The 26255-nt window shown below is 60.4% G+C and carries 24 protein-coding genes; 12 read left to right on the top strand and 12 right to left on the bottom strand.

The window, feature by feature from the left end; genetic code table 11:
• Positions 1-171: 171 nt before the first annotated feature.
• Positions 172-1395, top strand: coding sequence for an aromatic amino acid transporter (locus KW824_RS19955; RefSeq protein ID WP_218410824.1), 1224 nt, complete (start codon positions 172-174; stop codon positions 1393-1395).
• 643 nt (positions 1396-2038) lie between these two features.
• Entirely contained in the window at positions 2039-2605 is a 567-nt protein-coding gene (locus KW824_RS19950) for a hypothetical protein (RefSeq protein WP_256351438.1), read from the top strand.
• Between the two features lie 329 nt (positions 2606-2934).
• On the opposite strand, the gene KW824_RS19945 is transcribed toward KW824_RS19950, so the two are convergent.
• On the bottom strand, positions 2935-3885 hold the full coding sequence (locus KW824_RS19945) for a transposase (protein WP_218410823.1): 951 nt from the start codon (positions 3883-3885) through the stop codon (positions 2935-2937).
• A gap of 355 nt (positions 3886-4240) precedes the next feature.
• Here KW824_RS19945 and KW824_RS19940 point away from each other — a divergent pair, with 355 nt between their 5' ends.
• Positions 4241-4927: a hypothetical protein gene (locus KW824_RS19940; protein WP_218410822.1), complete on the top strand. Its 687-nt coding sequence runs from the start codon at positions 4241-4243 to the stop codon at positions 4925-4927.
• Between the two features lie 157 nt (positions 4928-5084).
• Here KW824_RS19940 and glyS read toward each other — a convergent pair whose 3' ends face one another.
• Together glyS and glyQ are read right to left on the bottom strand one after the other, a co-directional pair.
• The gene (gene glyS, locus KW824_RS19935; protein ID WP_218410821.1) at positions 5085-7154 is read right to left on the bottom strand and encodes a glycine--tRNA ligase subunit beta; all 2070 of its coding nucleotides are present in this window, start codon (positions 7152-7154) and stop codon (positions 5085-5087) included.
• A gap of 9 nt (positions 7155-7163) precedes the next feature.
• The gene (gene glyQ / locus KW824_RS19930) at positions 7164-8093 is read right to left on the bottom strand and encodes a glycine--tRNA ligase subunit alpha (RefSeq protein WP_218410820.1); all 930 of its coding nucleotides are present in this window, start codon (positions 8091-8093) and stop codon (positions 7164-7166) included.
• Positions 8094-8282: 189 nt separating this feature from the next.
• On the opposite strand from glyQ, the gene KW824_RS19925 reads away from it, so the two are divergent.
• Positions 8283-8855, top strand: a complete 573-nt coding sequence (locus tag KW824_RS19925; protein WP_218410819.1) for a DNA-3-methyladenine glycosylase I — start codon at positions 8283-8285, stop codon at positions 8853-8855.
• 57 nt (positions 8856-8912) lie between these two features.
• Here the strand turns inward: KW824_RS19925 and KW824_RS19920 are convergent, their stop codons facing one another.
• Positions 8913-9473, bottom strand: coding sequence for a cysteine hydrolase family protein (locus tag KW824_RS19920; RefSeq protein ID WP_218410818.1), 561 nt, complete (start codon positions 9471-9473; stop codon positions 8913-8915).
• Between the two features lie 313 nt (positions 9474-9786).
• Here KW824_RS19920 and KW824_RS19915 point away from each other — a divergent pair, with 313 nt between their 5' ends.
• From KW824_RS19915 to KW824_RS19905, 3 genes are all read left to right on the top strand, one after another.
• The gene (locus KW824_RS19915) at positions 9787-10047 is read left to right on the top strand and encodes a hypothetical protein (protein WP_218410817.1); all 261 of its coding nucleotides are present in this window, start codon (positions 9787-9789) and stop codon (positions 10045-10047) included.
• 121 nt (positions 10048-10168) lie between these two features.
• Positions 10169-10411 (top strand): hypothetical protein, encoded by a 243-nt coding sequence (locus tag KW824_RS19910; RefSeq protein WP_218410816.1) that lies wholly within the window; start codon positions 10169-10171, stop codon positions 10409-10411.
• Positions 10412-10576: 165 nt separating this feature from the next.
• Positions 10577-11233 carry an OmpA family lipoprotein gene (locus KW824_RS19905; RefSeq protein WP_218410815.1) on the top strand — a complete coding sequence of 219 codons (657 nt, stop codon included), beginning with the start codon at positions 10577-10579 and terminating at the stop codon, positions 11231-11233.
• Between the two features lie 145 nt (positions 11234-11378).
• Here KW824_RS19905 and KW824_RS19900 read toward each other — a convergent pair whose 3' ends face one another.
• The gene (locus tag KW824_RS19900) at positions 11379-11723 is read right to left on the bottom strand and encodes a RidA family protein (protein WP_139751730.1); all 345 of its coding nucleotides are present in this window, start codon (positions 11721-11723) and stop codon (positions 11379-11381) included.
• Positions 11724-11744: 21 nt separating this feature from the next.
• On the bottom strand, positions 11745-11990 hold the full coding sequence (gene tusA / locus KW824_RS19895) for a sulfurtransferase TusA (protein ID WP_218410814.1): 246 nt from the start codon (positions 11988-11990) through the stop codon (positions 11745-11747).
• A 281-nt stretch (positions 11991-12271) separates the two neighbouring features.
• On the opposite strand from tusA, the gene KW824_RS19885 reads away from it, so the two are divergent.
• The gene (locus KW824_RS19885) at positions 12272-12463 is read left to right on the top strand and encodes a hypothetical protein (RefSeq protein ID WP_005323922.1); all 192 of its coding nucleotides are present in this window, start codon (positions 12272-12274) and stop codon (positions 12461-12463) included.
• Positions 12464-12508: 45 nt separating this feature from the next.
• On the opposite strand, the gene KW824_RS19880 is transcribed toward KW824_RS19885, so the two are convergent.
• From KW824_RS19880 to KW824_RS19855, 6 genes are all read right to left on the bottom strand, one after another.
• Positions 12509-13765 (bottom strand): ABC transporter substrate-binding protein, encoded by a 1257-nt coding sequence (locus tag KW824_RS19880; RefSeq protein ID WP_218410813.1) that lies wholly within the window; start codon positions 13763-13765, stop codon positions 12509-12511.
• Between the two features lie 5 nt (positions 13766-13770).
• On the bottom strand, positions 13771-15216 hold the full coding sequence (locus KW824_RS19875; protein ID WP_218410812.1) for an ATP-binding protein: 1446 nt from the start codon (positions 15214-15216) through the stop codon (positions 13771-13773).
• A gap of 70 nt (positions 15217-15286) precedes the next feature.
• On the bottom strand, positions 15287-16009 hold the full coding sequence (locus KW824_RS19870; protein WP_005323928.1) for a response regulator: 723 nt from the start codon (positions 16007-16009) through the stop codon (positions 15287-15289).
• Positions 16010-16292: 283 nt separating this feature from the next.
• Entirely contained in the window at positions 16293-17456 is a 1164-nt protein-coding gene (gene fadA / locus KW824_RS19865) for an acetyl-CoA C-acyltransferase FadA (RefSeq protein WP_041206712.1), read from the bottom strand.
• A gap of 21 nt (positions 17457-17477) precedes the next feature.
• Positions 17478-19625 carry a fatty acid oxidation complex subunit alpha FadB gene (fadB, locus tag KW824_RS19860; protein WP_218410811.1) on the bottom strand — a complete coding sequence of 716 codons (2148 nt, stop codon included), beginning with the start codon at positions 19623-19625 and terminating at the stop codon, positions 17478-17480.
• 204 nt (positions 19626-19829) lie between these two features.
• On the bottom strand, positions 19830-21767 hold the full coding sequence (locus KW824_RS19855) for an acetoacetate--CoA ligase (protein ID WP_218410810.1): 1938 nt from the start codon (positions 21765-21767) through the stop codon (positions 19830-19832).
• 196 nt (positions 21768-21963) lie between these two features.
• On the opposite strand from KW824_RS19855, the gene pepQ reads away from it, so the two are divergent.
• Genes pepQ through hemG form a run of 4 tightly spaced genes read left to right on the top strand, consistent with a single transcriptional unit; the run spans position 21964 to position 25929 of the window.
• Positions 21964-23286, top strand: a complete 1323-nt coding sequence (gene pepQ, locus KW824_RS19850) for a Xaa-Pro dipeptidase (RefSeq protein ID WP_218410809.1) — start codon at positions 21964-21966, stop codon at positions 23284-23286.
• Positions 23286-23903: a YigZ family protein gene (locus tag KW824_RS19845; protein WP_218410808.1), complete on the top strand. Its 618-nt coding sequence runs from the start codon at positions 23286-23288 to the stop codon at positions 23901-23903. Before pepQ ends, KW824_RS19845 begins: the two co-directional genes overlap by 1 nt.
• 36 nt (positions 23904-23939) lie before the next feature.
• On the top strand, positions 23940-25397 hold the full coding sequence (locus KW824_RS19840; RefSeq protein WP_043128965.1) for a TrkH family potassium uptake protein: 1458 nt from the start codon (positions 23940-23942) through the stop codon (positions 25395-25397).
• Positions 25398-25404: 7 nt separating this feature from the next.
• On the top strand, positions 25405-25929 hold the full coding sequence (hemG, locus tag KW824_RS19835; protein WP_218410807.1) for a menaquinone-dependent protoporphyrinogen IX dehydrogenase: 525 nt from the start codon (positions 25405-25407) through the stop codon (positions 25927-25929).
• The last annotated feature ends 326 nt before the right edge of the window (positions 25930-26255 follow it).

Raw genomic sequence — 26255 nt, 5'->3', positions numbered from 1 at the left:
GATGCAGCAGCAAGCGGCTGGGCGTCGATAGCACAGCTTCTGCCGCCGATGCAGCAGCAAGCGGCTGGGCACCGATAGCACAGATGAGCGCGATCTTACGATGACAACCGGCGTAGCAGATGCAACGGTCCGCGGTCGCGACCAGATCAACAATCGTCTTTGGGGAAGTAAATGGAACATAAACCATCGTTGGTGGGCGGGGCATGCATCATTGCCGGCGTCTGTGTGGGAGCTGGCATGCTAGGCCTGCCGAGTGCGGGTGCGGGGGCCTGGAGCCTCTGGTCCATGCTCGCGGTGGCGCTGACCATGGTGGTGATGACGATCTCTGGCTGGATGCTGCTCGAATCCTACAAGGGTTATCCGCTACGCGTCTCCTTCGATACCGTTACCCGGGATCTGCTGGGGGAGAAGGTCAATGCCCTCAACAATCTCAGCGTCTATTTCGTCGGCGGCATCCTGCTCTACGCCTACATCACCTCGGCCGGTCTTATCATAGATGGCATGACGGGGATGGGCAGCCACTGGTCCTCGGTGCTGTTCACCCTGGTCTTCTCGGTGCTGGTGTGGCACTCCACCCGGGCGGTAGACCGCATCTCGGTGCTGCTGGTGATCCTGATGGGATTGAGCTTTGTTTTTGGCATCTCCGGCCTGTCGATGAACATTCGCCTCGACCTGCTGCTCGATCGAGTCGGCAGTGAGACCCACTACGCCCAATATGCCCTGGTGATGCTGCCGGTGGCGCTCACCTCGTTCGGCTATCACCACTCGGTGTCGTCCATGCGGGCCTACTATGGCGAGGAGCGCCGCGCCAGCCGCGCCATTCTGGGGGGGACTGTCATCGCCCTGACCTTCTACCTCATCTGGCTGGCCAGCGTGTTCGGCAACCTGCCGCGCAGCGAGTTTGGCCCGGTGATCGCAGAGGGGGGCAATGTGGATGCCCTGCTCAAGACCCTGGGCTCGGTGATCGAATCCCAGGCGGTGGCCAATGCCCTCAACGCCTTCTCCATGGCGGCCATCCTCTCCTCCTTCATCGGGGTTGGCCTGGGGGTGTTCGACTATCTGGCGGATCTGTTCAAGTTCGACAACAGCCGCGCCGGTCGCGCCAAGTCCTGGGGCGTCACCTTCCTGCCGCCTCTGGTGCTCTCCTTGTTGTTCCCGTTCGGCTTTCTGATGGCCATCGGCTATGCGGGCGCAGTGGCCACCCTGTGGACCTGCATCATACCGCCCCTGCTGGCCTGGAAGGTGCGCAAGGCGGCGCGTAATGGCAACCAGGGCGAGGGCTTCCGTGCGCCCGGCGGTATCTTGATGATCGTCTTGGTGATCCTGTTCGGCGTGCTGACCGCCGCCTTCCATCTGCTCAACATGGCGGGGTTGCTGCCCGCCTATACCGGCTGATCGGCATCCCTTGCGATCCGATGTAGAAAAAACGGCGCCTCCGGGCGCCGTTTTGCTGTGGTCAGCATGGGTAGCTGAGGGCTGACACTTCGTCCGCCATCGACGCGCTGCCTTGGCAGTGCCATTACTCTGCAGGCTCTTGTTACCAACGGATAAAGTTGGGACATCCACCGAGAGTTGATATCGATGAGGGAAAATAGGGTGTACAGCGATGGGTGTCCTGGAATGGTTTCTTGTTCAGATCTCGGCGAAAGGTGCCGTTAAAGCTTGCCTGCTGCTGATTGGCCGCCGCACTGTTCAGTGCTTGGTGCGGATGGAGCGATCAGTATGGGCAGGGTATAGATGCCGGCGGCAAAGCACGCCGTCCCCACCAGTAGGGGGCCAGCAGCTGGGCCAGGGTCTTGCGCTGCATAACGCCTCGGTCGTCACGACGTGATGGCTCCACGACAGCGCATCGGTGCAGGGGTCTGTAGGGGCTATAGTCAGACAGATGGCGCCCGCGAGTCACTGTCTCCGGGCTGCCAGCTTGCGATCACCCCGTCCATCCACCAGACAGCTGCGCCCGGCAGCACGGCCGCCATGGTAGCCAGGCCGTGCGTGATCTTGTTTTGCATCGTATTCACCCAATTGGGAGAGAGATGTTATGTGCAAACACCTATTGGCCCTGAGCGTGCTCGCGGCCATCACCCTGATCACACCGGCCCAGGCCGAAGAGGCTGCCAGCATGCCAGCCATGACAGATGAGGCGATGATCACCAGCGCCATGGCGGCGGCCCCCGTCAAAGTCGGTGCCGGCGCTACCATAGTGGCCATGGACGCCGATGGTAAGATGCATACCCTGCGTGAGGGCAGCAACGGCTTCACTTGCATGCCCGACAACCCGGCCACACCGGGTCCGGATCCCATGTGCATGGACGCGGCGGCGATGGCCTGGGCTCACGCCTGGATCAGCCACGAGATGCCGCCGAAGGGCAAGATCGGCTTCATGTATATGCTCAAGGGCGGCACCGATGCCAGCAACATCGACCCCTACGCGACCCAGCCCACCACCAGCAACAACTGGTTGCAGACCGGGCCCCATGTGATGATCGTCGGGGCGGATGATGCCTTTTACGATATGTATCCGAAGGGTGCAGATCCGGACACGTCGGCCCCCTACATCATGTGGTCTGGCACCCCTTATCAGCACCTGATGGCGCCAGTGGAGTAAGAGGTTCCGTGCAGTCGAGTCGGCGTCGTTCGCCGCTGCCGATCATCAAAAGGCGCCCTCTGGCGCCTTTTGTATTGGGTTCGCAGTAAATTAGGACACCCATCGGATAGGGGCCCTAAACTAGGACACCCATCAATTGGAAATGGTGGATAACTTGAAAGTCCCGCTCATGTGCAGACTGATTCGAAGGTATGAAACGGTGGTGGTAGTGCTAGCTGTGAGGTTGAACGAGCGTCAGTGGCTGCCAGTGGGCAATCAGTGCCCGTGCAACGCCAAAGAGGGCCGTTGTCATCGATGAATTGGTGGTGAACTCGCGAGTTTTTCAGGTCTCAAGGTCTGGGTTGGTAACATCGAGTCTGGCCACAATGGATCGCGTAGCGCTGGCAGCAACGCTTGTCGCCAATCGCCCGGATACCGTGACGCCGAAACAGGGTGACTTGCCCCAACCATTGCCCCTCTTCTATGCCCAGGCGCTGGAGCACAGGTGCGAGATGATGCGGGATGTTGCCTCGTTTATCTAAGCGAATGGCTCGCCCTGTCCAATCCACCAGCGCCAGATAATCGGCAAAATAGCAGGGAAGTGCCTCTGGTTTTCCTTCTCTTGCAAAAGGCAGCAGCAAGGGGGCCGGTGTGACAAAATAAGCTACTTTATCAATACGTTGCTTAATGCTGGTGAAGTCGCTCTCATCCGGTGTGGCGGCAATGCCAGCCCGTATGGGATTGAGGTCGACATAGACCATGCAGGCCAGCAGGGCCGACTCGGTGAGCAGCGCCTGGCTTTTGAAGCGGCCCTCCCAGAAGTGGCCTTTGCAGCCATCTTCCTGATTGGCCTGGCGGGCCAGCGACTCGTTCAGCAGACGCACCAGCCAGCTGATGGAATAGAGACGCTCCCGCCACTGGACGATCAGCTGGTGTACAACGTCCAGCTCGGGTTCTATCAGTTCATCTCCCTGATACCAGCGCCGCACCAGCAAGGGCCACTGAAACAGACGTAACCAGCGTTCCGCCACCTCCCGTTCACTCCACTCATTAGCCATGTCGGCCTGCACCTTGAGTACCAGATGATAGTGATTGCTCATCACGGCATAGGCGCAGATACCGATGGCAAAGACCTGTGACAGCTGGCCCAGTTTGTCGGCAACCCATTGGCGCCTGTGCTCGTAGCTTTGGCCGGAGTGATCATCCTGGCCGCAAAGAAAGGCCCGCCGGACACAGCGGCTGACCACGTGGTAGTAAGGCGTATCGGCGAGGCTGATCTGGCGTGAACGGGCGATGGTCATGGCGGCTCTCTCCTCGGGTCTCTCGGTGTAAGGAAAGTGGAGGGGGAGTGAGTTGTCAACGCTGGGGTTAGGTGGGTGTCCCAGCTTTTGCTGGCTCAAATGATAACAGCTCATCTCTCCCGAGAGGGGTAATTCCGGTGATCGGGTCGGGATCGGGGATAAGATTGCGCCCATCTCCCGCCAGTGTTTAAAACCGGCCTGCACCGCTGGCGTGATTTACGCGAACGTCCGATTACGCCTGACGGCTAATCGAACCTACGGGCTGCTCGGATGAGAGAAAAATTGGTGGGTGTCACATTTTTTAATTGTGTTAATGTGTTTTTATTAAATCTATTTAGGGATGTGAGTAGTAATTATGGATATTGTAGAATTTATAAGGCAATTCTTTGTTGAGTTATCAGAACAATTAAAAACATCAAACTTATACCTCACGATCTTTGCTGCTTTATTAGGTGCGTTGGTCGGAGTAATACTTACGATACTTGTATCGCTTCTCTCGGGATTTTTTAATAAATTAAGCTATAACAAATCGGCTAGAATGCAAATCCATCATCTAACCGAATCTAATATAATGCGATGTCAAGTTAATATAGGTGTTCTAAATAATGAAATTGATGGGTTATCTTCTCGTGGGAAATTCACATTGAATGGTCTTGCTTTGCTTCAAGATTACGAAAATACGTTACTTTATACACCAGCAAAATTTAGACCTACAGAGCTTTTTTTAATCCGAATGCAAACCACTGCATTGAACTCGCATCATGCGCAACTTGCGTCAATGCTAGAACAAAGAGCCATGCTAGATATAGAGATTAGAAAAGCCTCCCAAGGTGAGCAGGAGTGGGAATTAACAGGGCTAAGGCTCGAATATGATAGGCACCTTAAAAATAAGTTTTCTGAAATACAAGAGTTTACAAAATCCCTTAGAGATTATATTGACCTTGGATGTTTCAAACGATTCGTTATGAATTTCACTCCACTAAGAGTGATTAAAAGCCAGTCAATGGAAGTTGTCATGGAGACACCAACTCAGACAAACTAACTGGCACTCTACATCACATTGGAGGACCAATTAGGTAGTTCTATTAATTATTTCTTCACAATTAAACCGCCTTTTTTATTAGTGAATGTATTGGTAAGGACTCAATAAAAAACGGCGCCTTACGGCGCCGTTTTTAATATCACTGACTCAACCAGAATCACTGCAGCAGGGAGATATCCGCTACTTGCAGGAACAGGTTGCGCAGGTTGTTCAGCAGTGCCAGACGGTTGGCCTTGAGGGCTTCGTCATCGGCCATCACCATGACTTCGTTGAAGAAGGTGTCGACCGGCTCGCGCAGGGCGGCCAGACGGGTGAGAGCAGCCTGATAGTCACCGGCGGCGAACAGCGGGGCCAGTTCGGCTTGCAGTTCGGCAACCTGGGTGGCCAGCGCCTTCTCGGCGGCATCGACCAGCAGTTCCGGTTTGACGGCAGTCGGCAGTTCGCCTTCGACCTTGGCCAGAATGTTGCTCACGCGCTTGTTGGCGGCAGCCAGAGCCAGTGCGGCATCCAGCGTGCGGAAGTGGCTGACGGCCTTGACGCGACGATCGAAGTCGAGCGGACGGGTCGGGCGGCGGGCCAGTACGGCCAGCACCACGTCGGCACCGATGCCTTCGTCCTGATAGGCGGCGCGGAAGCGGCCCAGCATAAAGTCGACCACGTCGGTGACGACGGTTTTGTTGGTCAATTTGCCTTCGTAGACGCGTACCGCTTCTTCAACCAGTTCAACCAGATCCAGATCCAGCTGCTTCTCGGTCATGATGCGCAGGGCACCGATGGCGGCGCGACGCAGGGCGAACGGGTCCTTGTCACCCTTCGGCAGCATGCCGATGCCGAAGATACCGGCCAGGGTGTCGAACTTATCGGCCAGCGCGACGGCGCAGGCAACCAGACCGGACGGCAGGGCATCGCCGGCAAAGCGCGGCATGTACTGCTCGTTGAGGGCCACGGCAACCGCTTCGTCTTCGCCATCGTGACGGGCGTAGTGCATCCCCATGACACCCTGGGTGTCGGTGAACTCGCCGACCATGTTGGTCATCAGATCACACTTGGAGAGCAGACCGGCACGCTTGGCCTGAGCCACGTCGGCGCCGATGCGCTCGGCGATAAAGCCGGCGACGGTCTCGATACGCTCGACCTTGGCCTTGACGGTGCCCAGCTGTTGCTGGAACAGCACGGTTTCAAGGCGCGGCAGGCGGGAGGCCAGGGTCTGCTTGAGGTCGGTCTTGAAGAAGAACTCGGCGTCTGAGAGACGGGGGCGAACCACCTTCTCGTTGCCGCTGATGATCTGGCTCGGGTCTTTGGACTCGATGTTGGTGACGAAGATAAACTTCGGCAGCAGCTTGCCGTTCTTGTCGTAGACCGGGAAGTACTTCTGGTCACCCTTCATGGTGTGAACCAGTGCTTCAGCGGGAACGGCCAGGAACTTCTCTTCGAAGTTGGCGGTCAGCACTACCGGCCACTCGACCAGTGCGGTGACCTCTTCCAGCAGGGCGTCGTCCAGATCGGCTACGCCACCAAAGGCGGCAGCGGCCGCTTCGGCGTCAGCCTTGATCTTGGCCTTGCGCGCCATGAAGTCGGCAATCACCATGCCGCGCTCCTGCAGGATCTGCGGGTACTGGCTGGCGTTGTCGATGGTGAACTCGCTCTCGCCCATGAAGCGGTGACCGCGAATGGTGCGGGCAGAGTCGATACCCAGAATGTGAGCGGGCACCAGATCCCCATCCAGCAGCAGGGTCACGGTGAAGACCGGACGCACGAACTGGATGGTCTTGTCGCCCCAGCGCATCATCTTCGGGATCGGCAGTTTGGCCAGTGCTTGGCTAACCAGCTCGCCCAGCAGATCTTTGGCCGGACGGCCTTCAACCTTGGCGGTGTGAACCAGCCACTCGCCCTTGTCGGTGACCAGACGCTCGGCCTGCTCAACGGTGATGCCGTTGCCACGGGCCCAGCCTTCGGCTGCCTTGGTCGGCTTGCCTTCGGCATCGAACGCCTGAGCCACGGCCGGGCCGCGTTTCTCGACGCTCTTGCTCGGCTGTTCGCCGGCCAGCGCGTGCACCTTCAGCGCCAGGCGGCGCGGAGAGGCAAACCACTCGACGTCGCCGAAGGCCAGATCGGCCTTGGCCAGTTCGCTTTTGAGGTTGTCGGCAAAGGCTTCGGCCAGGGAGCGCAGGGCTTTGGGCGGCAGCTCAGCAGTACCGATCTCTACCAGAAATGTATGTTGTGCCATGTCCGTTCCTTAACCTTGCTTGTTCTCGTCGCTGCCGCGTTGGCACATCGGGAAGCCCAGCGCTTCGCGGGAGGCGTAGTAGGCTTCCGCCACGGCCTTGGTCAGGGTGCGAATGCGCAGGATGTAGCGCTGACGCTCGGTGACCGAGATGGCCTTGCGGGCATCCAGCAGGTTGAAGGAGTGAGCGGCTTTGAGGATGCGCTCGTAGGCAGGCAGCGGCAGCGGTTTTTCCAGTGCCAGCAGATTCTGGGCTTCCTTCTCGTACTGCTCGAAGCAGTGGAACAGGAACTCCACGTCTGCGTGTTCGAAGTTGTAGGTGGATTGCTCCACTTCGTTCTGGTGGAACACGTCGCCGTAGGTGGTCTTGCCCAGCGGGCCGTCAGACCAGACCAGATCGTAGACGCTGTCTACGCCCTGAATGTACATGGCCAGACGCTCGAGACCGTAGGTGATCTCGCCAGTGACCGGCTTGCACTCGAGGCCGCCAACCTGCTGGAAGTAGGTGAACTGGGTCACTTCCATGCCGTTCAGCCACACTTCCCAACCCAGACCCCAGGCACCCAGTGTCGGGTTTTCCCAGTTGTCTTCGACGAAGCGGATGTCATGGATTTCAGGATCCATGCCCAGCTCTTTCAGGGAGCCCAGATAGAGTTCCTGAATGTTGTCGGGGGAAGGCTTGATGATCACCTGGAACTGGTAGTAGTGCTGCAGGCGGTTCGGGTTTTCACCGTAGCGGCCGTCGGTCGGACGGCGGGACGGTTGCACGTAGGCGCAGGCGATGGGCTCCGGGCCCAGGGCACGCAGACAGGTCATGGGGTGGGAAGTACCGGCACCCACTTCCATATCCAGCGGCTGAATGATGGTACAGCCCTGGCGGGACCAATAGTCCTGCAGCTGCAGGATCAGGCCCTGAAAGGTTTTGACATCGAATTTTTGCATAATTTTTTTCGCGCGAAGTGAAAATCAGAGCAAGATTTGCTGAATGTGAACCGAGGGAGTATACCGTCTGGCATGGTCGGATAATAGGCGAAATTACAGGGGATTAGTGGGGCTATGCTGCCGTTTGCCCTATGATGTCGCCGACGGAAGCGGCCTGCCGATGGCCGATGAAATGACAAGGGAGAGGAAATGGAACTGCGCTGTGCCTGGGTGACCAAGGACCCGGAATACATCGAATACCATGACAAGCAGTGGGGCAGGCCGGTCCGTGACCCGCGGGAGCTGTTTGCCAAGCTCTGCCTCGACGGTCAGCAGGCGGGGCTGTCGTGGATCACCATCCTCAAGCGTACCGAGAGCTACCATCGCGCCTATGCCGACTTCGATCCGGTGCGCATAGTGCGGTTCGACGAGCAGGATGTGGAGCGGCTGATGCAGGACACCGGCATCATCCGCAACCGGCTCAAGGTGCAGTCGATCATCAAAAATGCCCGCGCCTATCTGGCGCTGGAGGCCGAGGGCATCGACTTTGTCGATTATCTGTGGGGCTTTGTGGGCGGCGCCCCCATCGTCAACCAGCGCCAGGGCAACGGTGACATTCCGGCGACTTCACCGGAGTCGGATGCCATGTCCAAGGCGCTCAAGAAGCGCGGCTTCACCTTCGTCGGCAGCACCATCTGCTACGCCTTTATGCAGGCGGTGGGCATGGTGAACGATCATCTGGTGACCTGCCCCTGCCACGCCGAGTGCCAGCAGCAGGGGTAGATCGGGCGAATGTCAAAGAAAAGGGAGGCTAAGGCCTCCCTTTTCTTTGGTCCTGAATCAGTAGGGCTGAAGGGTGTGGGTCAGCGTGTCACACACCTCGTCGCTGCTCATCAGCCGCACGAAGGGGCCGGCCAGGGTGGCATTGTGGTGGGCGATGATCTGGGCGGCGGTCAGTTGCGGCGTGTCCATGCAGGTGTGGGCATCGCTCACCAGCACTACGGCGTAGCCGAGATCTGCCGCCGCCCGGCAGGTGCTGTCTATGCAGTATTGGGTCTTCATGCCGGTGACGATCAGGGTCTGCACTTTGTCCTCCTTCAGCCAGCCGTCGAGGCCGGTGCCATGAAAGGCGCTGGGACGCTGCTTGTCGAACACCCGGTCGGCCTCGTCGACAACCAGTTCAGGTGCCAGTTGCCAGAGCGGGCTGCCAGCGGCGATGGGGCTGCCGGCCGGACCTGTGTGGCGTACCGCCAGCACAGGGGCCCCGGCGGCGCGGGCCGCCTGGCTCAGGCGGTTGATGTTGGCCAGGGTCTTGGCACTGGCATGGGGTGCCTCCGGGCCGTGAAGAAGACCGATCTGGATGTCGATGACGAGCAGGGCGGGGTGGGGCAGGGATGACATGGGCATGGCTCCGTGAAGAATGTCCCCCACTCTGGGGTTATTGGCCGTCGAGCAGCAACCCCGTATCTGGGGGGGCAAGCACTTCCGACATTGCCCCGTCTGTCGTGGCGACGGGGCCGCGGCAGCACTATCCGTCATGCCGTCATGCCGTCATGCTGTCATGCCGGTGGCTGACATGATGAGCGATCATCAACCCTCTGGCTTCTGTCACGCCGAGTGTCAGCTGGGGTAGGCACCCTTATTCACCGTCCGGTACAGCTGGCATACAGTCACTCCTGCTCAAAATTGGGACATCCATCACGAGGATTTACCTATGTCACTGAATTCATTCCGCACCCGTACCCGTACCCTCGGCAGCCTGATGCTGACGGCCTGCTCCCTGCTGGCGACCCTGCCCGCCCAGGCGACCGATCGCCAGGACTCCCGTGACGTGCGTCAGGAAGTTCGTCCGGAAATCCGTGATGCCAAGCAGGATTGCCGCGAGAATGACCAGAAAGACAACTACGAGTGCCGTCAGGACAAGCGTGAAGTGAAGCAGGACGTGCGCGAGAAGGCCCGCGACGTCAAATATTGATCTCGCAAGAGGCCGGTCTGCCACCGAGGCTCCCGGCCCTCCCTGTATCACCGGCCTGTGGCCCCGATTCTATAATTAGGAACGCCAGACCGGTCTATTTTGTCCAGCCAAGGAGCCATTTATGAAGAAGTCCGTATTCGTGCTGCTTGCAGCCACCGCCTTGTTGGCTGCCCTGCCGGCACAGGCCACCAAACAGGCCCAGGAGCGTCGCGAAGCGCGCGATGTGCGTCAGGATACCCGTCAGGAATCCCGCGACGCCAAGCAGGAGTGCCGCGAAGGCCTGGTGGGCAATGCCGATTGCCGTCAGGAGCATCGCGACAACAAGCAGGAAGGGCGTGACGAGGCGCGCGACATCAAATATTGATGTCCGGCCTGCCCGGGCAGGCAGTACCCATGCCGTTCACGGCATGACACAGGGGGGCTTTGGCCCCCTTGTTCATATCCGCAATGTGCGCGTCACACTCTGGCGCCTCTCTGGGTTAGAATGCGCGGCCATCGGCTAGAGTCGTTCTTTTTCAGAGGTTTTTTCATGCATTTCAAGAAACTGGTTCCTGCACTTGCCCTGACCGTCGCCATGACTGGCTGCACCACCAATCCCTATACCGGTGAATCCCAGACCTCCAAGGGGGCCTGGGGCGCACTGGCCGGTGCCGCGACTGGCGCCGCCGTGGGGGCTCTCTCTTCCAGCAAGGGTGACCGCAAGAAGGGCATCCTGACCGGCGTGGCCGCCGGCGCCGCCCTGGGTGGCGGTATCGGTTACTACATGGACGTGCAGGAAGCCAAGCTGCGCGAGAAGCTGCAGGGTACCGGCGTCAGTGTGACCCGCAATGGCGATCAGCTGATCCTCAACATGCCGAACAACGTCACCTTCGACAGCGCCAGCGCCCAGCTCAAAGCCGCCGGTGCCAACACCCTGTCCGGCGTGGCCATGGTGGTTGCCGAGTTCGACAAGACTCGCCTGAATGTGGTCGGCCACACCGACAGCACCGGCTCCCGCGAGCTGAACATGAAGCTCTCCGCCCAGCGTGCCGATGCCGTCGCCGCCCAGCTGATCGGTCAGGGCGTGACTGGCAGTCGCATTTCCACCAGTGGTGTGGGCCCGGATCAGCCGGTAGCCACCAACAGCACCGCTGAAGGCAAGGCCCAGAACCGTCGGGTGACCATCACCCTGACCCCGACCGCCTAAGTCGTTCAGGTTTTGGTAACGAAAAGGCCCCGCCAGTGATGGTGGGGCCTTTTGCTATGGGTGCCGTGGCCCTATGATATCGGCGCTCTTGTCGCCCTTCTCCCCTCGCGGGAGAAGGGCCGGGGATGAGGGGGCGAACCGTGTCTCAGACCGCAGCGGTCAGCTGCACTTCTACCTTGTAGCCTTCGTGAGCCAGGCGGGCCTGCACGCAGGCGCGGACCGGTGCGGTGCCAGCCGGGATCCAGGCGTCCCACTGTTCGTTGAAGGCGGCGATGTCGCCAATGTCCTTGAGATAGATGTTGGCCATCAGGATCTTGTCGACTCCGGAACCGTTGGCTTCCAGCAGGCGCTGCAGGCTGGTCAGTACTTCGCGGGTCTGCTGGTGGATGTCGGCCTCGTCGGTGGCGGGGACTTCCACCACATAGAGGGTGCCGTTGTGGATGACAACATCAGACCAGCGGGCCGTGGTGCCGATTCGGGTAATCGTCATGGATTGCTCCGGTACAGGGGCTTATTGACCCTTGCGGATCAGATAGCGATAGGGAACCTGTTCTGTCTCGCTGGCGATCAGGGTGTGATCCATGAAGCGGCAGAAACTGGGGATGTCGCGGGTAGTTGAGGGGTCGTCGGCACTGACCAGCAGGGTCTCGCCATCCGCCATCAGCCGCACTTTCTTGCGGACCATCATCACGGGTTCAGGGCAACGAAGCCCGATTGCGTTCAACTCATGAGTCGCATCGCAGAATAAAGTACTCATCAATAATCAACCTTCAGCCGCACTTTCTTGCGCGCTATCGTCATGGGTTCAGGGTAACGAAGCCCGATTGCGTCCAACTCATGAGTCGCATTGCAGAATAAAGCACTCATCAATAATCAACCTTCAACCAATTCAGCTGCCAATGATACTCAAGGCGAAAAAATAATCAAATATCAGGGTGCTCTGCCAGCATATGTAACCAAAGTGTGATCCGGCTCTATCCAGACCTTGCCCGATGAGTAATATAAAAATTGAACCATATTCAACAAGGAGGTGTGAATATGCAGGTCTCCTACGGCAGATTGCAAGCCTACGCAGGCATGGGGTTCCTGTCGTTCGCCATGATAGTGCTGGGCAGCCCGATCGGAAATACCGGTACCTGGTTCGGATCCATGGTGATGATAGGGCTGGGGCTCTGGATCGAGCTCAGCGACTACTACGACGAGGATGAGGACGAGAACGATAAATCCTGAATCGGATGACGATTCACCCACAAAGGCGGAGCAATTCCGCCTTTGTCATTTCTGCTCCACGCCTGAGCGGGTCGAGCGCATGGCGCGTTCCAGTTGCAGCGCCGTCTGTTCGGGATTGGCCCTGGCGTCGTTGAAGAAGCTGCTCAGCACATCCATGATCCCCTGGCGCATGTTGGTCGGAACCGCCATGCCCTCCGCCATGCTGGGCAGCAGATTGCCGTCCCGCTCCGCCCGCTGGAAATCATGGTAGGAGCGGATGGCGCAGCGATCGAACTTGCTCATGTCAGGCTGGGTGAGCGCCGGGATGGAGCCTTTCACCCGGTTGAACTCCTCCTGGAATTTGGGGGTCATCAGCAACCTGGCCAGCTCGCCCTGAGCTTGCAGCTGGGCGGGATCCCGCTGCTTGAACATGGCGATGGAATCGAGGTTGTAGCTGAACAATCCCTGGCTGCCCGGGCTTGGCAGGCAGTCGATGTCATCCCCGGGTCGGTAGTTGCCGGCGCTCAGCTCCCCCTTCACCCAGTCCCCCATGATCTGCATGGCAGCACCACCGCTCTCCAGCAGGTTGGTGGCCTGGTGCCACTTCAGGCCGGCGTATTTTTCCGGTACATAGGCGCGCAACTGCTGGAAGCGCGTCAGCACCCGCACCATGTCGGGGCCGGTCAGGGTGGCGCTGTCTTGCTCCAGGAACGCCTTGCGATAGAAGGTCTTGCCGCCTTCGCCGAGCGCCACCGTCTCGAACAGCACCGCCAGCTGCCAGGGCTCGTTGCCGATGGCCAGCGGCGTGACGCCCTGTGCCTTGAGCTGCTCCGCCACCGTCATGAACTGGTGCCAGTCGGTGGGGGGCGTCAGTCCCAGCCGCTCGAACAGCTTGCGGTTGAGCCACAGCCAGTTGACGCGGTGGATGCCGGTGGGCACCGCCATCAGGGCACCGTTCTGGCTGAGGGTGTCACGGACCATGGGGGAGAGTTGCGGGTACCAGCCGAGGTGTTCGGCCATGGGGCTGAGGTCGCGCAGGAAACCCAGGCTGGCCCACTCGTGCAGCTCATAGCCCTTGAGGTGCGCCGCCTCCGGCGGGTTGGCCGCCAGTGCCCGGCTTTTCAGCACCGTCATGGCGCTCTTGCCGCCGCCGCCCTGCACCGCGAAGTCGTTCCACTGGTTGCCCTGTTCGGCCCACTCCGACTTGAGTACCTCCACCGCCTTGGCCTCGCCGCCGGAGGTCCACCAGTGCAACACCTCGACTTGGGAGGCGCCGACGGGCAGGGACAACAGGGCGATGACAGGAAACGACAACCACTTCATAAGCTTTACTGCCTTGGTAGGGAGAGGGTGGCCTGCAGGCCGCCCTGAGGGCGATTTTCCAGCACCAGATCGCCGCCGTGGGCGTGGGCTATGTTGCGGGCTATGCCCAGACCCAGTCCGGTTCCGGCGGAATCCGTGCTGAGGCGGTAGTAGGGCTCGAAGATGCGTTCGAACTGATCCTCCGGCAGACCGGGGCCCTCGTCCATGATGAAGAGGATCAGCATCTCCTCGTCATCCATGAGGATGACGCGGACCCGATGGCCGTACTTGATGCCGTTGTCCACCAGGTTGCCGATGCAGCGCTTGAGGGCCAGCAGCTTGCCGCGATAGGGCCACTTGCAGTGTCCCTCTATGGTGAGCAGATCCTCGTGCAGGTTCATGGCTTCCGCCATCTGCTCCAGCAGGGCATTGATGTCGATGAGCTCGAGGTTCTCGTGAATGTCGGTCTCTTTCACCGTCTGCAGCGCCCCCTTCACCATCAGCTCCAGCTCGTCCAGATCCTTGTTGAACTTGGCGATCTGGGCTTCGTCGTCGAGCAGTTCGACCCGCAGTCGCAGCCGGGTGATGGGGGTCTTGAGATCGTGGGAGATGGAGCTGAACAACCGCTCCCTGTCGTCTATGAAGCGGCGGATGCGCTGCTGCATGATGTTGAAGGCACGGGTCGCCGCCACGATTTCCGACGCCCCCTCCTCTTTGAGTGACGGCTGGTCGATGTCCTTGCCGAGGTTGACCGCCGCCTTGGCCAGCCGACGCAGGGGCCGGGTCTGCCAGCGCACCAGCATGAAGGTGAAGAAGCAGAGGAAGACAGTCATCAGGGCGATGAAGCGCACCTGGTTGCTCGGCATGACGGTGTCATCCAGCGTCATGTAGGGGGCGGGCAGCAGGGCCGCCAGATAGAGCCACTCCCCCGGTTCGATCTCTATCTGGGTGACCAGCACCGGCGGATTGATGGGCTCGAGGGACAGGGTGTAGCGGGCCCAGGAGGAGGGCAGATCCGCCAGCAGGGTGTCGTTGTTGAAGACATGCAGCTCCTCGGGTCGCGAGAAGTCCACCTTGATCGCCATGGCGTCGGATAGCTTGCGGGTCAGCACCTCCTGCACCTCCTTCAGCACCAGCGTCTTGCGCTCGCTGTCGGGGATGGCGCTGATGTGGATCTCCTCCTCGTTCAGCGACACGAAGAAGCGGCTGCCCCCCATGTTGCGCAGCTGGTCCAGCGCGATGTGGCGGTACTGCAGTGGCAGGGACTTGAAGAAGCTGACGGTGGAGGCAGCGGAGAGCGCCAGGTTGCGGGTGGTGCTGAGCATGCCCTCCAGCTCCCGCTTCTGGATCTGCTGCATCCAGATGCCGGTGAGTATGGTCTGGGAGAGCAGGATGGCGAGCAGCAACAGCAGCAGCATCCGTGACAGCAGGGAGCGGGGTACCAGTGCTTGCCAGAATCGCCGACTTCTCATGGGATTGCGTGCCTCTTGTCAGTCAGCATGTAGCCGCCAAGGCGACACTGTGCCGCTTGCCTCTCCCCTTTCACGGGATCTCGTGGACTTCCGCGATCAGCATGTAGCCGCTGCCGCGTATGGTCTTGATGATGCGCGGGCTCTTGCCGTTGTCACCCAGCTTCTGGCGCAGACGGCTGATCTGCACGTCGATGCCGCGCTCCATCGGCAGGCTCTCGCGGCCCCGGGTGGCATCGGAGATGGTGTCTCTGTCCAGCACCACGCCCGGTTGTTGCAGGAACATGCCGAGCAGCAGGGCATCGCTGCCGGAGAGATCCAGCAGGCTGCCATCGTCGTGGGTCAGCTGGTGGCTCAGGGTGTCCAGGGTCCAGTCGGCGAAGCGCAGGCGGCGGCTCGGCTCCTTCTCTTTCTCCGGCTGGCGGAATTCGGCACGGCGCAGCAGCGCCTTGATGCGGGCCTGCAGTTCGCGCGGGCTGAACGGCTTGGCGATGTAGTCGTCGGCGCCGAGTTCCAGGCCGATCACCCGATCCGCCTCATCGGAGGCCGCGGTCAGCATGATGATGGGGACCTGGGAGTCGCGGCGGATCTGCTGACACAGGGTAAAGCCGTCGTCGCCGGGCATCATGATATCCAGAATGATGAGGTCCGGGCTGTGCTGGGCGAGTTGCTGGCGCATCTCGTTGCCCTCGGCTGCCGTCAATACCTGGAAACCCGCCCGGGTCAGGTATTCGTTGAGCAGCTCGCGGATCTCCTGATCGTCGTCGACGATAAGCAGTTGTTTGCTCGTTGACATATGTATGTGCATCCACCCATTTTTTTGTGCAGATTGAACCTGTCGGGGGAGCAAAAAGCAAGCAAGGCCCCCCTCTAATGTGAAGTTATGGGCAATATAGCCCCTGAATTGGCGCTGATCGGTAGAACAGAATAAAAAAGGCCGACCCAAACGGGCCGGCCAACACGCAGATTCCGACGGCAGGATCACACCCCGTGTGGCGTGCTCCACAGACTCGACAACGGGCCGGACCGGCCGACCCCAACAAGACAATGCTGGCTCACGTTCGCGTGAGCCGTTTAGATCACACCCGCTCGAACACGGTGGCGATACCCTGACCCAGGCCGATGCACATGGTGGCGACCCCCAGGGTGGCGTCCTTCTCCTCCATCAGATTGATCAGGGTGGTGGAGATGCGGGCACCGGAGCAGCCCAGCGGGTGGCCCAGGGCGATGGCGCCGCCGTTCAGGTTCACCTTCTCATCCACCACGTCCTGCAGACCCAAATCCTTCACGCAGGGCAGGGACTGGGCGGCAAACGCCTCGTTCAGCTCGAACAGGTCGATATCACCGACGGTCAGACCGGCACGCTTGAGCGCCTTCTGGGTCGCTGGCACCGGGCCGTACCCCATGATGGCGGCGTCGCAACCGGCGATGGCCATGGCCCGCACCTTGGCTCGGGGAGTCAGCCCCAGCGCCTTGGCTCTGTCCGCGCTCATCACCAGCATGGCGGCGGCGCCGTCGGACAGGGCCGAGGAGGTACCGGCGGTGACGGTGCCGTTGACCGGGTCAAACACCGGGCGCAGCTGGCTCAGGGTGTCGACCGTGGTCTCCGGGCGGATCACCTCGTCGTAGTCGTAGAAGAAGCGGGCGCCACTGGCGTCATGCCCTTCCAGCCCGACGATCTCTCTGGCGAAGCGCCCTTCCACGGTCGCGGCATAGGCGCGGCGGTGGGAGCGGGCGGCAAACTCGTCCTGCTGTGCTCGGCTGATGCCGTGCAGCTTGCCGAGCATTTCGGCGGTCAGCCCCATCATGCCGGAGGCTTTCGCCACGGATTTCGCCATGCCGGGGTGGAAGTCGACGCCATGGCTCATCGGCACATGGCCCATGTGCTCGACGCCGCCGATGATGAAGATATCCCCATCACCCACCTGGATGGCGCGGGAGGCATCGTGCAGCGCCTGCATGCTGGATCCGCACAGGCGGTTGACGGTGACCGCCCCCACCTGCTTCGGAATACCGGCCAGCAGGGCGGCGTTGCGGGCGATGTTGAAGCCCTGCTCCAGGGTCTGCTGCACGCAGCCCCAGTAGATGTCCTCGATCTCGTTCGGGTCGAGGTTGGGGTTGCGCAGCAGGATGGAGCTCATCAGGTGCGCGGACAAGTCTTCTGCACGCACGTTGCGGAAGGCGCCGCCCTTGGACCGGCCCATGGGGGTCCGGATACAGTCGACAATGACTACGTCTTTCATGAATGGATCTCCTTTCCGCAATCAGTAGAAGGTTTTGCCCTGGGCGGCCATCTCACGCAGCTTGTCGCTGACGCGGTAGAGCGGGCCCAGATCGGCATACTGGTCGGCCATGGCCACGTAACGATCCAGACCGATAGTGTCCAGATAGCGGAACACGCCACCACGGAAGGGAGGGAAGCCCAGACCGTAGACCAGTGCGATGTCGGCTTCGGCTGGCGTGGCGACAATGCCCTCTTCCAGACAGAGCACCACCTCGTTGATCATGGGGATCATCATGCGGGCGATGATGGCGTCCTTGTCGAACTCCTGCTTCGGCTTGGCAATGGGGGCCAGCAGCTCGTAAGCAGCGGCGTCGGCCACCTTCTTCGGCTTGCCCTTCTTGTCCTGCTCGTAGGCGTAGAAGCCTTTGCCGTTCTTCTGACCGAAGCGGCTCACTTCGTACATCACGTCGATGGCGGTGCGACCTTCCTTGCTCATGCGAACCGGGAAGCCCTGCGCCATGACGTCACCGGCATGGTGACCTGTATCGATGCCGACCACGTCCAGCAGGTAGGCGGGGCCCATCGGCCAGCCGAACTCCTTCTCCATCACCTTGTCGACGGCCGCAAAGTCGGCGCCATCGGCGACCAGCTTGTTGAAGCCGAAGAAGTAGGGGAAGAGCACGCGGTTGACGAAGAAGCCCGGGCAGTCGTTGACCACCACAGGGGACTTGCCCATGGCGGCGGCGTAGGCCACCACGCGGTTGATGGTGTCGTCCGACGTCTGCTCACCGCGGATGATCTCCACCAGGGGCATGCGGTGCACCGGGTTGAAGAAGTGCATGCCGCAGAAGTTCTCGGGGCGCTTCAGCCCCTTGGCCAGCAGGGAGATGGGGATGGTGGAGGTGTTGCTGGCGAGCACGGCGTCTTCGCCAATGATCCCTTCCACTTCGCCCAGCACGGCGGCCTTCACCTTGGGATTCTCGACCACGGCTTCGACCACCACATCCACATGCTTGACGTTGTCATAGCTGAGGGTCGGGGTGATGGCGGAGAGCACCTGGCCCATCTTGATGCCGTCGATGCGGCCCTTCTCGAGCTGGCCGTTGAGCAGCTTGGTGGCTTCGCCCATACCGAGTGCCAGCGCCTTCTCGTTGATGTCCTTCATCACCGCCGGGATGCCCTTGCTGGCAGACTGGTAGGCAATACCGCCCCCCATGATGCCGGCACCCAGCACGGCGGCGTGGCTTGTGACCTTAGCAGCCTGCTTGGCCGCCTTCTTGGCCAGCGCCTTGATGTGCTGATCGTTCAGGAAGATACCGACCAGCGCCTTGGCCACGTCGGTCTTGGCCAGCTTGATAAAGCCCTGTGCCTCGACGTTGAGCGCCTCGTCGCGGCTCATGCCGGCGGCGGCCTCAACGGTTTTGACTGCGGTCATCGGCGCCGGATAGTGTTTGCCCGCCACGGCGGCAACCATGCCGGCGGCGGTGCTGAAGCTCATCATGGCTTCCAGCTTGGAGAGGCGCAGCGGCGCCTTCTTGGCGGCGCGACGGCTCTGCCAGTCCAGCTTGCCCGCGATGGCGTCTCTCATCATCTGCACGGCGGCGCTCTGCAGCGCTGCGGGGGCGACCACGGCATCGATGGCACCCACCTTGAGGGCATCATCGGCACGGACATCCTTGCCTGTGGTGATCCACTCCAGCGCGTTGTCGGCGCCGATCACCCGCGGCAGACGGACAGTGCCGCCAAAGCCCGGCATGATGCCGAGTTTGGTCTCGGGCAGGCCGATTTTGGCGGTGGTATCAGCCAGACGGAAATCGGTGGAGAGGATGGTCTCGCAGCCGCCGCCCAGGGCGTGGCCCTTGATGGCAGAGAGAGTCGGTACCGGCAGATCTTCGATGGCGTTGAAGATGTCGTTGGCCTTTTTCAGCCAGCCGAGCAGATCTTCTTGCGGCAGATCGAACAGTTCCAGGAATTCGGTAATGTCGGCGCCGACGATGAAGGCGTCTTTGCCGGAGGTGAGGATCAGACCTTTTAGTTCACGTTCTTGTTTTAATGCGGCGATCGCTTCGCTCAGCGAGAGCAGGGTAGCGCGATCCAGCTTGTTGACTGAACCCGGGGCATCAAACCTCAGCTCGGCAATGCCGTGTTCGAGGTAGCTGACCGACAGGGTTTCGCCTTGGTAGATCATGAGAGTGTCTCCTTGTTCCCACGCGGTGGGGGGCTTTGCTCCTTTCTCCCCAGCAGGGGGCGAGGCTCACTATTGATCCAAAAGGAGACATTTTCAACACCTATTTAAAACATTTGTTTAACAGTTGTCGAGTAAAAGCTCTTCATCACGGAACGGGCAAAAGAGAGGCGCCTTGCGGCGCCTGCTCTTCAGATGAGTTGTTTGTCAACTGGCCAGCTCGGGGCGATCACGATACTGGTTCAGCACCTCGGGGTCGGCGAGGGCATGGGTGTTGTTGACGGGCCTGTTGTGCACCACTTCCCGCACCGCCAGCTCCACTATCTTGCCGGACTTGGTACGGGGGATGGCATCCACCTGCAGAATGCGGGCCGGCACGTGACGGGCGGTGCAGTGCTGCCTTACTTGCTGGCAGATGCGCTCGCGCAGGGGCTCGTCCAGCTTGCAGCCCGCCTTGAGCTTGACGAACAACACCACCCGCTCGTCCTGCTGCCACTGCTGGCCGATGACGATGCTCTCCTCTACCTCGTCGAGCTGCTCCACATAGCGGTAGATCTCGCTGGTGCCGATGCGCACGCCACCTGGGTTGAGAGTGGCGTCGGAGCGGCCGTAGAACAAGATGCCGCCGGTTTGGGTCAGCTCGATCCAGTCGCCGTGGCACCAGACGTTGTCGAACCGCTCGAAGTAGGCGGCGTGGTACTTTTCGCCGTTTTCGTCGCCCCAGAAGTAGATAGGCTGGGCCGGGAAGGGTTTGGTACAGACCAGCTCGCCCTTCTCCCCTTGCACCGGCTGGCCGGCCTCGTTGAATACCTGCACCGCGAGGCCGAGGCCGCGTCCCTGGCTCTCACCGCGATAGACGGGACTCAAGGGATTGCCGATGACGAAGCAGGAGCAGATGTCGGTGCCACCTGAGATGGAGCTGAGCTGCACATCCTGCTTGATCCCCTGATAGACGTAGTCAAATCCCTCCGGCGACAGCACGGAACCCGTGCTGCATATAAGTCGCAGCTGTGGCAACTCGTGGGTGTTGATAGGGGCATAACCCTGCTTGTGCAGGGCATCGAGATACTTGGCGGAGGTGCCAAACAGGGAAACTCCTTCATCGCGGGCGAGATCCCAGAGCGCATTGCCGTCCGGGTAGAAGGGGGAGCCGTCGTAGAGCACTAGGGTGGCGCCAGAGGCGAGGGCGCTCACCAGCCAGTTCCACATCATCCAGCCACAGGTGGTGAAGTAGAAGACGCGCTCCCCCGGCTTGATGTCGCAGTGCAGCTGGTGCTCTTTCAGGTGCTGCAGCAGGGTGCCGCCGATGCCGTGGACGATGCACTTGGGTTTGCCGGTGGTGCCTGAGGAGTAGAGGATATAGAGCGGATCGTTGAAGGCCATTGGCTCGAAGGTGAGCTGGGCACCGTGCTGGCTTGCCAGCAGCTGCAGCCAGTCGTGGCCGAGCTGCAGGGGATTGCCTAGCAGGGGGATCATCACCGTCTGCTCTATGCTGTCGATTTGGCTCACTATGCTGGCGACCTTGGCCTGAATGTCGATGGCTTTGCCCCCATAGCGATAGCCATCCACCGCGAACAGCACCCGGGGGCGGGTCTGGCCGAAGCGCTCCACCACGCTGGCCTCACCGAAATCGGGGCTGGTGGAGGTCCAGATAGCGCCGAGGCTGGTGGTGGCCAGCATGGCAACGACGGTTTGCGGGATGTTGGGCAGGTAGGCGGCCACCACGTCGCCACGGCCTATGCCCTGGCTGCGCAGCCACTGAGCCAGCCTGGCGACCTGATCTGCCAGCTCGGCCCAGCTCAGGGTCTGACTTGTGTCCCCTTCGAGGCGGGAGATGATGGCTGGGCTCTCGTCCTGGCGGCGCAGCAGGTTCTCGGCGAAGTTGAGCCGACTGTCGGGGAACCAGCGGGCGCGCTGCATCTCCTGGCGGTTCTCCGCCACTATGTTGCCGAGCTCTCCCTTGACACCGCAGTGCTGCCACACCAACGGCCAGAAACGGGTGGTCTTCTCCACCGACCATTGATAGAGGTCGGCGTAGCTGCGTAGTTGCAGGCCGTGGAAGTGGTTGACCTCGGCCATGAACTGGTGGAGGTTGGAGTGCTGCATCCTGTCTTGATCCGGTTTCCACAGACAAAGGTTTTGCATGAATCGTTCCTGACTGCTGATATCTACTGTCTGTGGGCAGTGTATTGAATTGTTCTTTATTTGTTAATTGTTGGTTTTCGTTTCATAACAAAAACCCCCTGACCTATGCGTTACCTCACGAAGCGAAAGCCTGGCGGCTCGAGCCTTGATTCGCTTGATGTTATGCTGAAGCCACATTCGCCCGGAGCAGGACGCCATGAGCACTTACAGCCAACTTTTTGCCCAGCATCTCGATACCCTTCAGCGGCGCACCCGCGACATACTGCAACAGCAGGGGCTCAGCGGACTGGCCATCCATTCCGGCCAGACCCACCGCATCTTCCTCGACGATCAGGATTACCCTTTCAAGGTGAACCCCCAGTTCAAGGCCTGGTTGCCGGTGCTGGACAACCCTCACTGCTGGTTGCTGGTGGACGGGGTGAGCAAGCCGGTGCTGCTGTTCTACCGGCCGGTGGATTTCTGGCACAAGGTGGCGGACCTGCCCAATGCCTTTTGGGTCGACTTCTTCGACATCCGCTTCCTGACCCGCCCTGAGCAGGTGGCGGATCACCTGCCTGCCGACAAGCAGGAGTGGGCCTATCTGGGTGGTCATCTCGAGGTGGCCCAGCTGGTGGGACTGGGGCAGCCCAACCCGGAGGCGGTGCTCAACTACCTGCACTATCACCGTGCCTACAAGACACCCTATGAGCTGGAGTGTCTGCGCGATGCGAACCGGCTCGGGGTGCGCGGTCACATCGCTGCCAAGGACTCCTTTATGGCGGGGGCGAGCGAATTCGAGATCAACCTCGCCTACATGAAGGCGGTCGGGCAGGGGGCCAATGAGGCGCCCTACGGCAACATAGTCGCCATCAACCGGAACGCGGCCATCCTCCATTACACTCATCTGTCGACCCAACGGGTACCGGATGCGGAGCGCCACTCCTTCCTGATCGATGCCGGGGTGGATTATCACGGCTATGCCTCCGACATCACCCGCACCTGGGCCTGGCGTCGGGGCGAGTTTGCCGATCTGATCGCGGCGCTGGATGCCCAGCAGCAGGAGATCATCGCGGAGATCAAACCGGGCCGCCGTTACAGCGAGCTGCATCTGCAGATGCATCACAGGTTGGCGCGTCTGCTGCAGGCCACCGAGCTGGTGGACATGTCGGTGGACGAGATGATCCACACCGGCGTCACCAATGTGTTCTTCCCCCATGGGCTCGGCCACTTCCTCGGCCTGCAGGTGCACGATGCCGGTGGCTTCATGCAGGACGAGCGGGGTACCCACCTGGCGGCGCCCGAGCAGTTCCCCTACCTGCGCTGCACCCGGGTGATGGAGGTGGGTCAGGTGTTCACCATAGAACCCGGCCTCTACTTCATCGACAGCCTGCTGGAGCCGCTACGCCGCGGCGAGCAGGGCAAGCGGGTCAACTGGAACAAGGTCGAGGCGCTGCGCCCCTTCGGTGGCATCCGGATTGAGGACAACGTGGTCCTGCATGGGGATGGGGTGGAGAACCTCACCCGGCAAGCAGGGCTCTGATGGTCGCAGACTACGCCATACCGGCCGCGCCGCTGGAGCTTTGCGAGGAGATCAAGAAGAGTCGCTTCATCACCCTGATTGTCCATGCGCCGACGGTCGAGGCCGCCAAGGCCTGGATCGGCGAGGTGAAGCGGCAGCACCCGACGGCCCGGCACCATTGCTGGGCCTTCGTCGCCGGGGCGCCTCAAGACAGCCAGGTCTATGGCTTCAGCGATGACGGCGAACCCTCGGGCACAGCGGGCAAGCCCATGCTGGCCCAGCTGATGGGGGCTGGCATCGGCGAGGTCGCGGCCGTGGTGGTGCGTTATTACGGTGGCGTTCTGCTCGGGACCGGCGGCCTGGTCAAGGCCTATGGCGGTGGCGTGGGGGCGGCGCTCAAGCGGCTCGAGACCCGCATCAAGCGCCAGCAAACTCCTTCCCTTATCTGTTGCGACTATGGCGACATGGGGGTGGTGGAAGCCCTGATCTCGGCCCATCAGGGCCAGTTACTGGCCGCCGATTATGGTCAGCAGGTTCGTTTGCAGGTTGCCTGGGATGCTGCCATCTGGAGTCAGGTGGATCAGGAAATGACAGACCGAACCCATGGCCGGGTATCTCTTCGCCCCTTAGATGGCTAGAATCCATCGCTCTTTTAGCCTGAAGGGGGAGCCGGAATGCAGATTCTGAGCATCATTCGTATCGTTGGTCTCTTGGTCGCGCTGTTCAGCTCGACCATGTTGCTGCCAGCGATGGTTGCTTTTGGGTATCGCGATGGTGGCGGTGCCGAGTTTGTGAACTCCTTCTTCATCGCCCTCCTGCTCGGTGCCCTGCTCTGGTTCCCCAATCGCCATCAGAAGAAAGACCTCAGATCCAAGGAAGGCTTCCTCATAGTGGTGCTGTTCTGGGTGGTGCTGGGCAGCGTGGGGGCCGTCCCCTTCATCATCAGCGACGTGCCGAACATGTCGGTCTCCGAAGCCTTCTTCGAATCATTCTCCGGCCTGACGACCACGGGGGCAACAGTGCTGACCGGGCTGGACAGCCTGCCGAAGGCCTTCCTCTTCTATCGCCAGCTGCTGCAATGGCTGGGAGGCATGGGGATCATCGTGCTGGCGGTGGCCGTTTTGCCCTTGCTCGGCATCGGGGGCATGCAGCTCTATCGCGCCGAGATCCCGGGGCCGGTCAAGGACAACAAGGTGACCCCGCGCATCGCCGAGACGGCCAAGGCGCTCTGGTTCATCTACCTGTTGCTGACCACCCTCTGTGCCCTGGCCTACTGGATGGCGGGGATGACGCTGTTCGATGCCATCTGCCACTCCTTCTCCACCTTGTCGGTGGGCGGCTTCTCGACTCACGATGCCAGCATAGGTTTCTTCAACAGCCCGGCCATCAACCTGATCACTGTGCTGTTCCTGCTGCTGGCCAGCGTCAACTTCGCCCTGCATTTCATGGTGTTCGCCCACAAGCCAGTGCGATTGAGCAGCTATCTGCGGGACTCCGAATTGAAGGTGTTCCTGGCCATCCAGGGCGTGCTGGTGCTGATCTGCTTCGTATCCCTGCTGTTCCACGGCCACTACGCCACCTGGCAGGAGGCGCTCAACCACGGCCTGTTCCAGGCGGTCTCTCTTGGCACGACCACGGGCTACAGCACGACCAGCTACGCCGACTGGCCCTCCTTTCTGCCCATGTTACTGATGTTCTCGGCCTTTATCGGCTGCTGTGCCGGTAGCACGGGGGGCGGCATCAAGGTGATGCGATTCATGATCCTGTTCCTGCAGGGGATGCGCGAGCTCAAGCGACTGGTGCACCCGCGGGCCATCTATACCCTGAAGCTGGGGCGGCGTGCGGTACCCGAGCGGATCGTCGAGGCGGTGTGGGGCTACTTCGCCACCTATATCATTCTGTTCTTTATCTTCATGCTGTTGTTGCTGATGACAGGGCTGAACGAGGTGACCGCGTTCACGGCAGTAGCGGCCGCCTTCACCAACGTGGGACCCGGGTTAGGTGAGGTATCCAGCAACTTTGGCAACATCTCGGCGACGGCACAGTGGATCCTGGTGGTCGCTATGCTGTTTGGCCGATTGGAAATCTTCACACTTCTGGTACTGTTTACTCCTGCATTCTGGCGTAGTTGAGGTTGGTATGGACAAGATTTTGGTGCTTTATTCTTCTCGGGACGGGCAAACGCGGAAAATTGTGGATGCCATGCTGGAGGAGATATCAGGATGCGAAGTGGTGATGCAGGATCTGCACACCCTGCCGATGTGCAATCTCAGCAAGTATGCCAAGGTATTGATCGGTGCCTCTATCCGCTATGGCAACTTTCACCCCAGCCTGCTCAGCTTTATTCATGCTCACCATGAACAACTGGAAGTGGCCAACGCCGCCTTCTTCTGTGTCAACCTGACGGCGCGCAAGCCCGAGAAGCAGACACCGCAGACCAATGCCTATATGAAGAAGTTTCTGCGTCTCTCGCCGTGGAAGCCGAAGACCCTGGGGGTGTTTGCCGGTGCGCTGCGATATTCTCGCTACAACTGGTGGCAGACTCGCATCATCCAGCTGATCATGACTATTACCGGTGGCAGTACGGATACCAGCCAGGACATCGAATTCACCGACTGGGAAAAGGTACGCGCCTTTGCCCGGGAGTTTTGGTCAAAAAGGTAGCAAATCCGCATCCTTTCTCGTTGACGCCCCGCTTATGCGGGGCGTTTTGTTTGATAAATAGGCGCTTGGGTCGCTAAACAGTAAAAAAGTGTCATTTTTTGTAGTTTTGCGCTTGCCATCCCGGCGTGGCTCCCTATAATGCGCCCCTACCAGCACGGCGGAACACGCCAAACTGATGAGCTAGCTTCCTTGTGAAGTGGGCGCCGAAAGAAAAGCGAAAACAACCGCTTGACTTTCGAAGTGAGGAGCGTAAGATGCGCCTCCTCAACGCGATAAGCGTGACGCTCTTTAACAATTTGAATCAAGCAATCTGTGTGGGCACTCAC

Origin of the sequence: Aeromonas sp. sif0611 (assembly GCF_019218845.1) — a bacterium.
Taxonomy (GTDB): Bacteria; Pseudomonadota; Gammaproteobacteria; order Enterobacterales; family Aeromonadaceae; genus Aeromonas; species Aeromonas media.
This window is presented reverse-complemented; position numbering and strand designations above follow the sequence as displayed.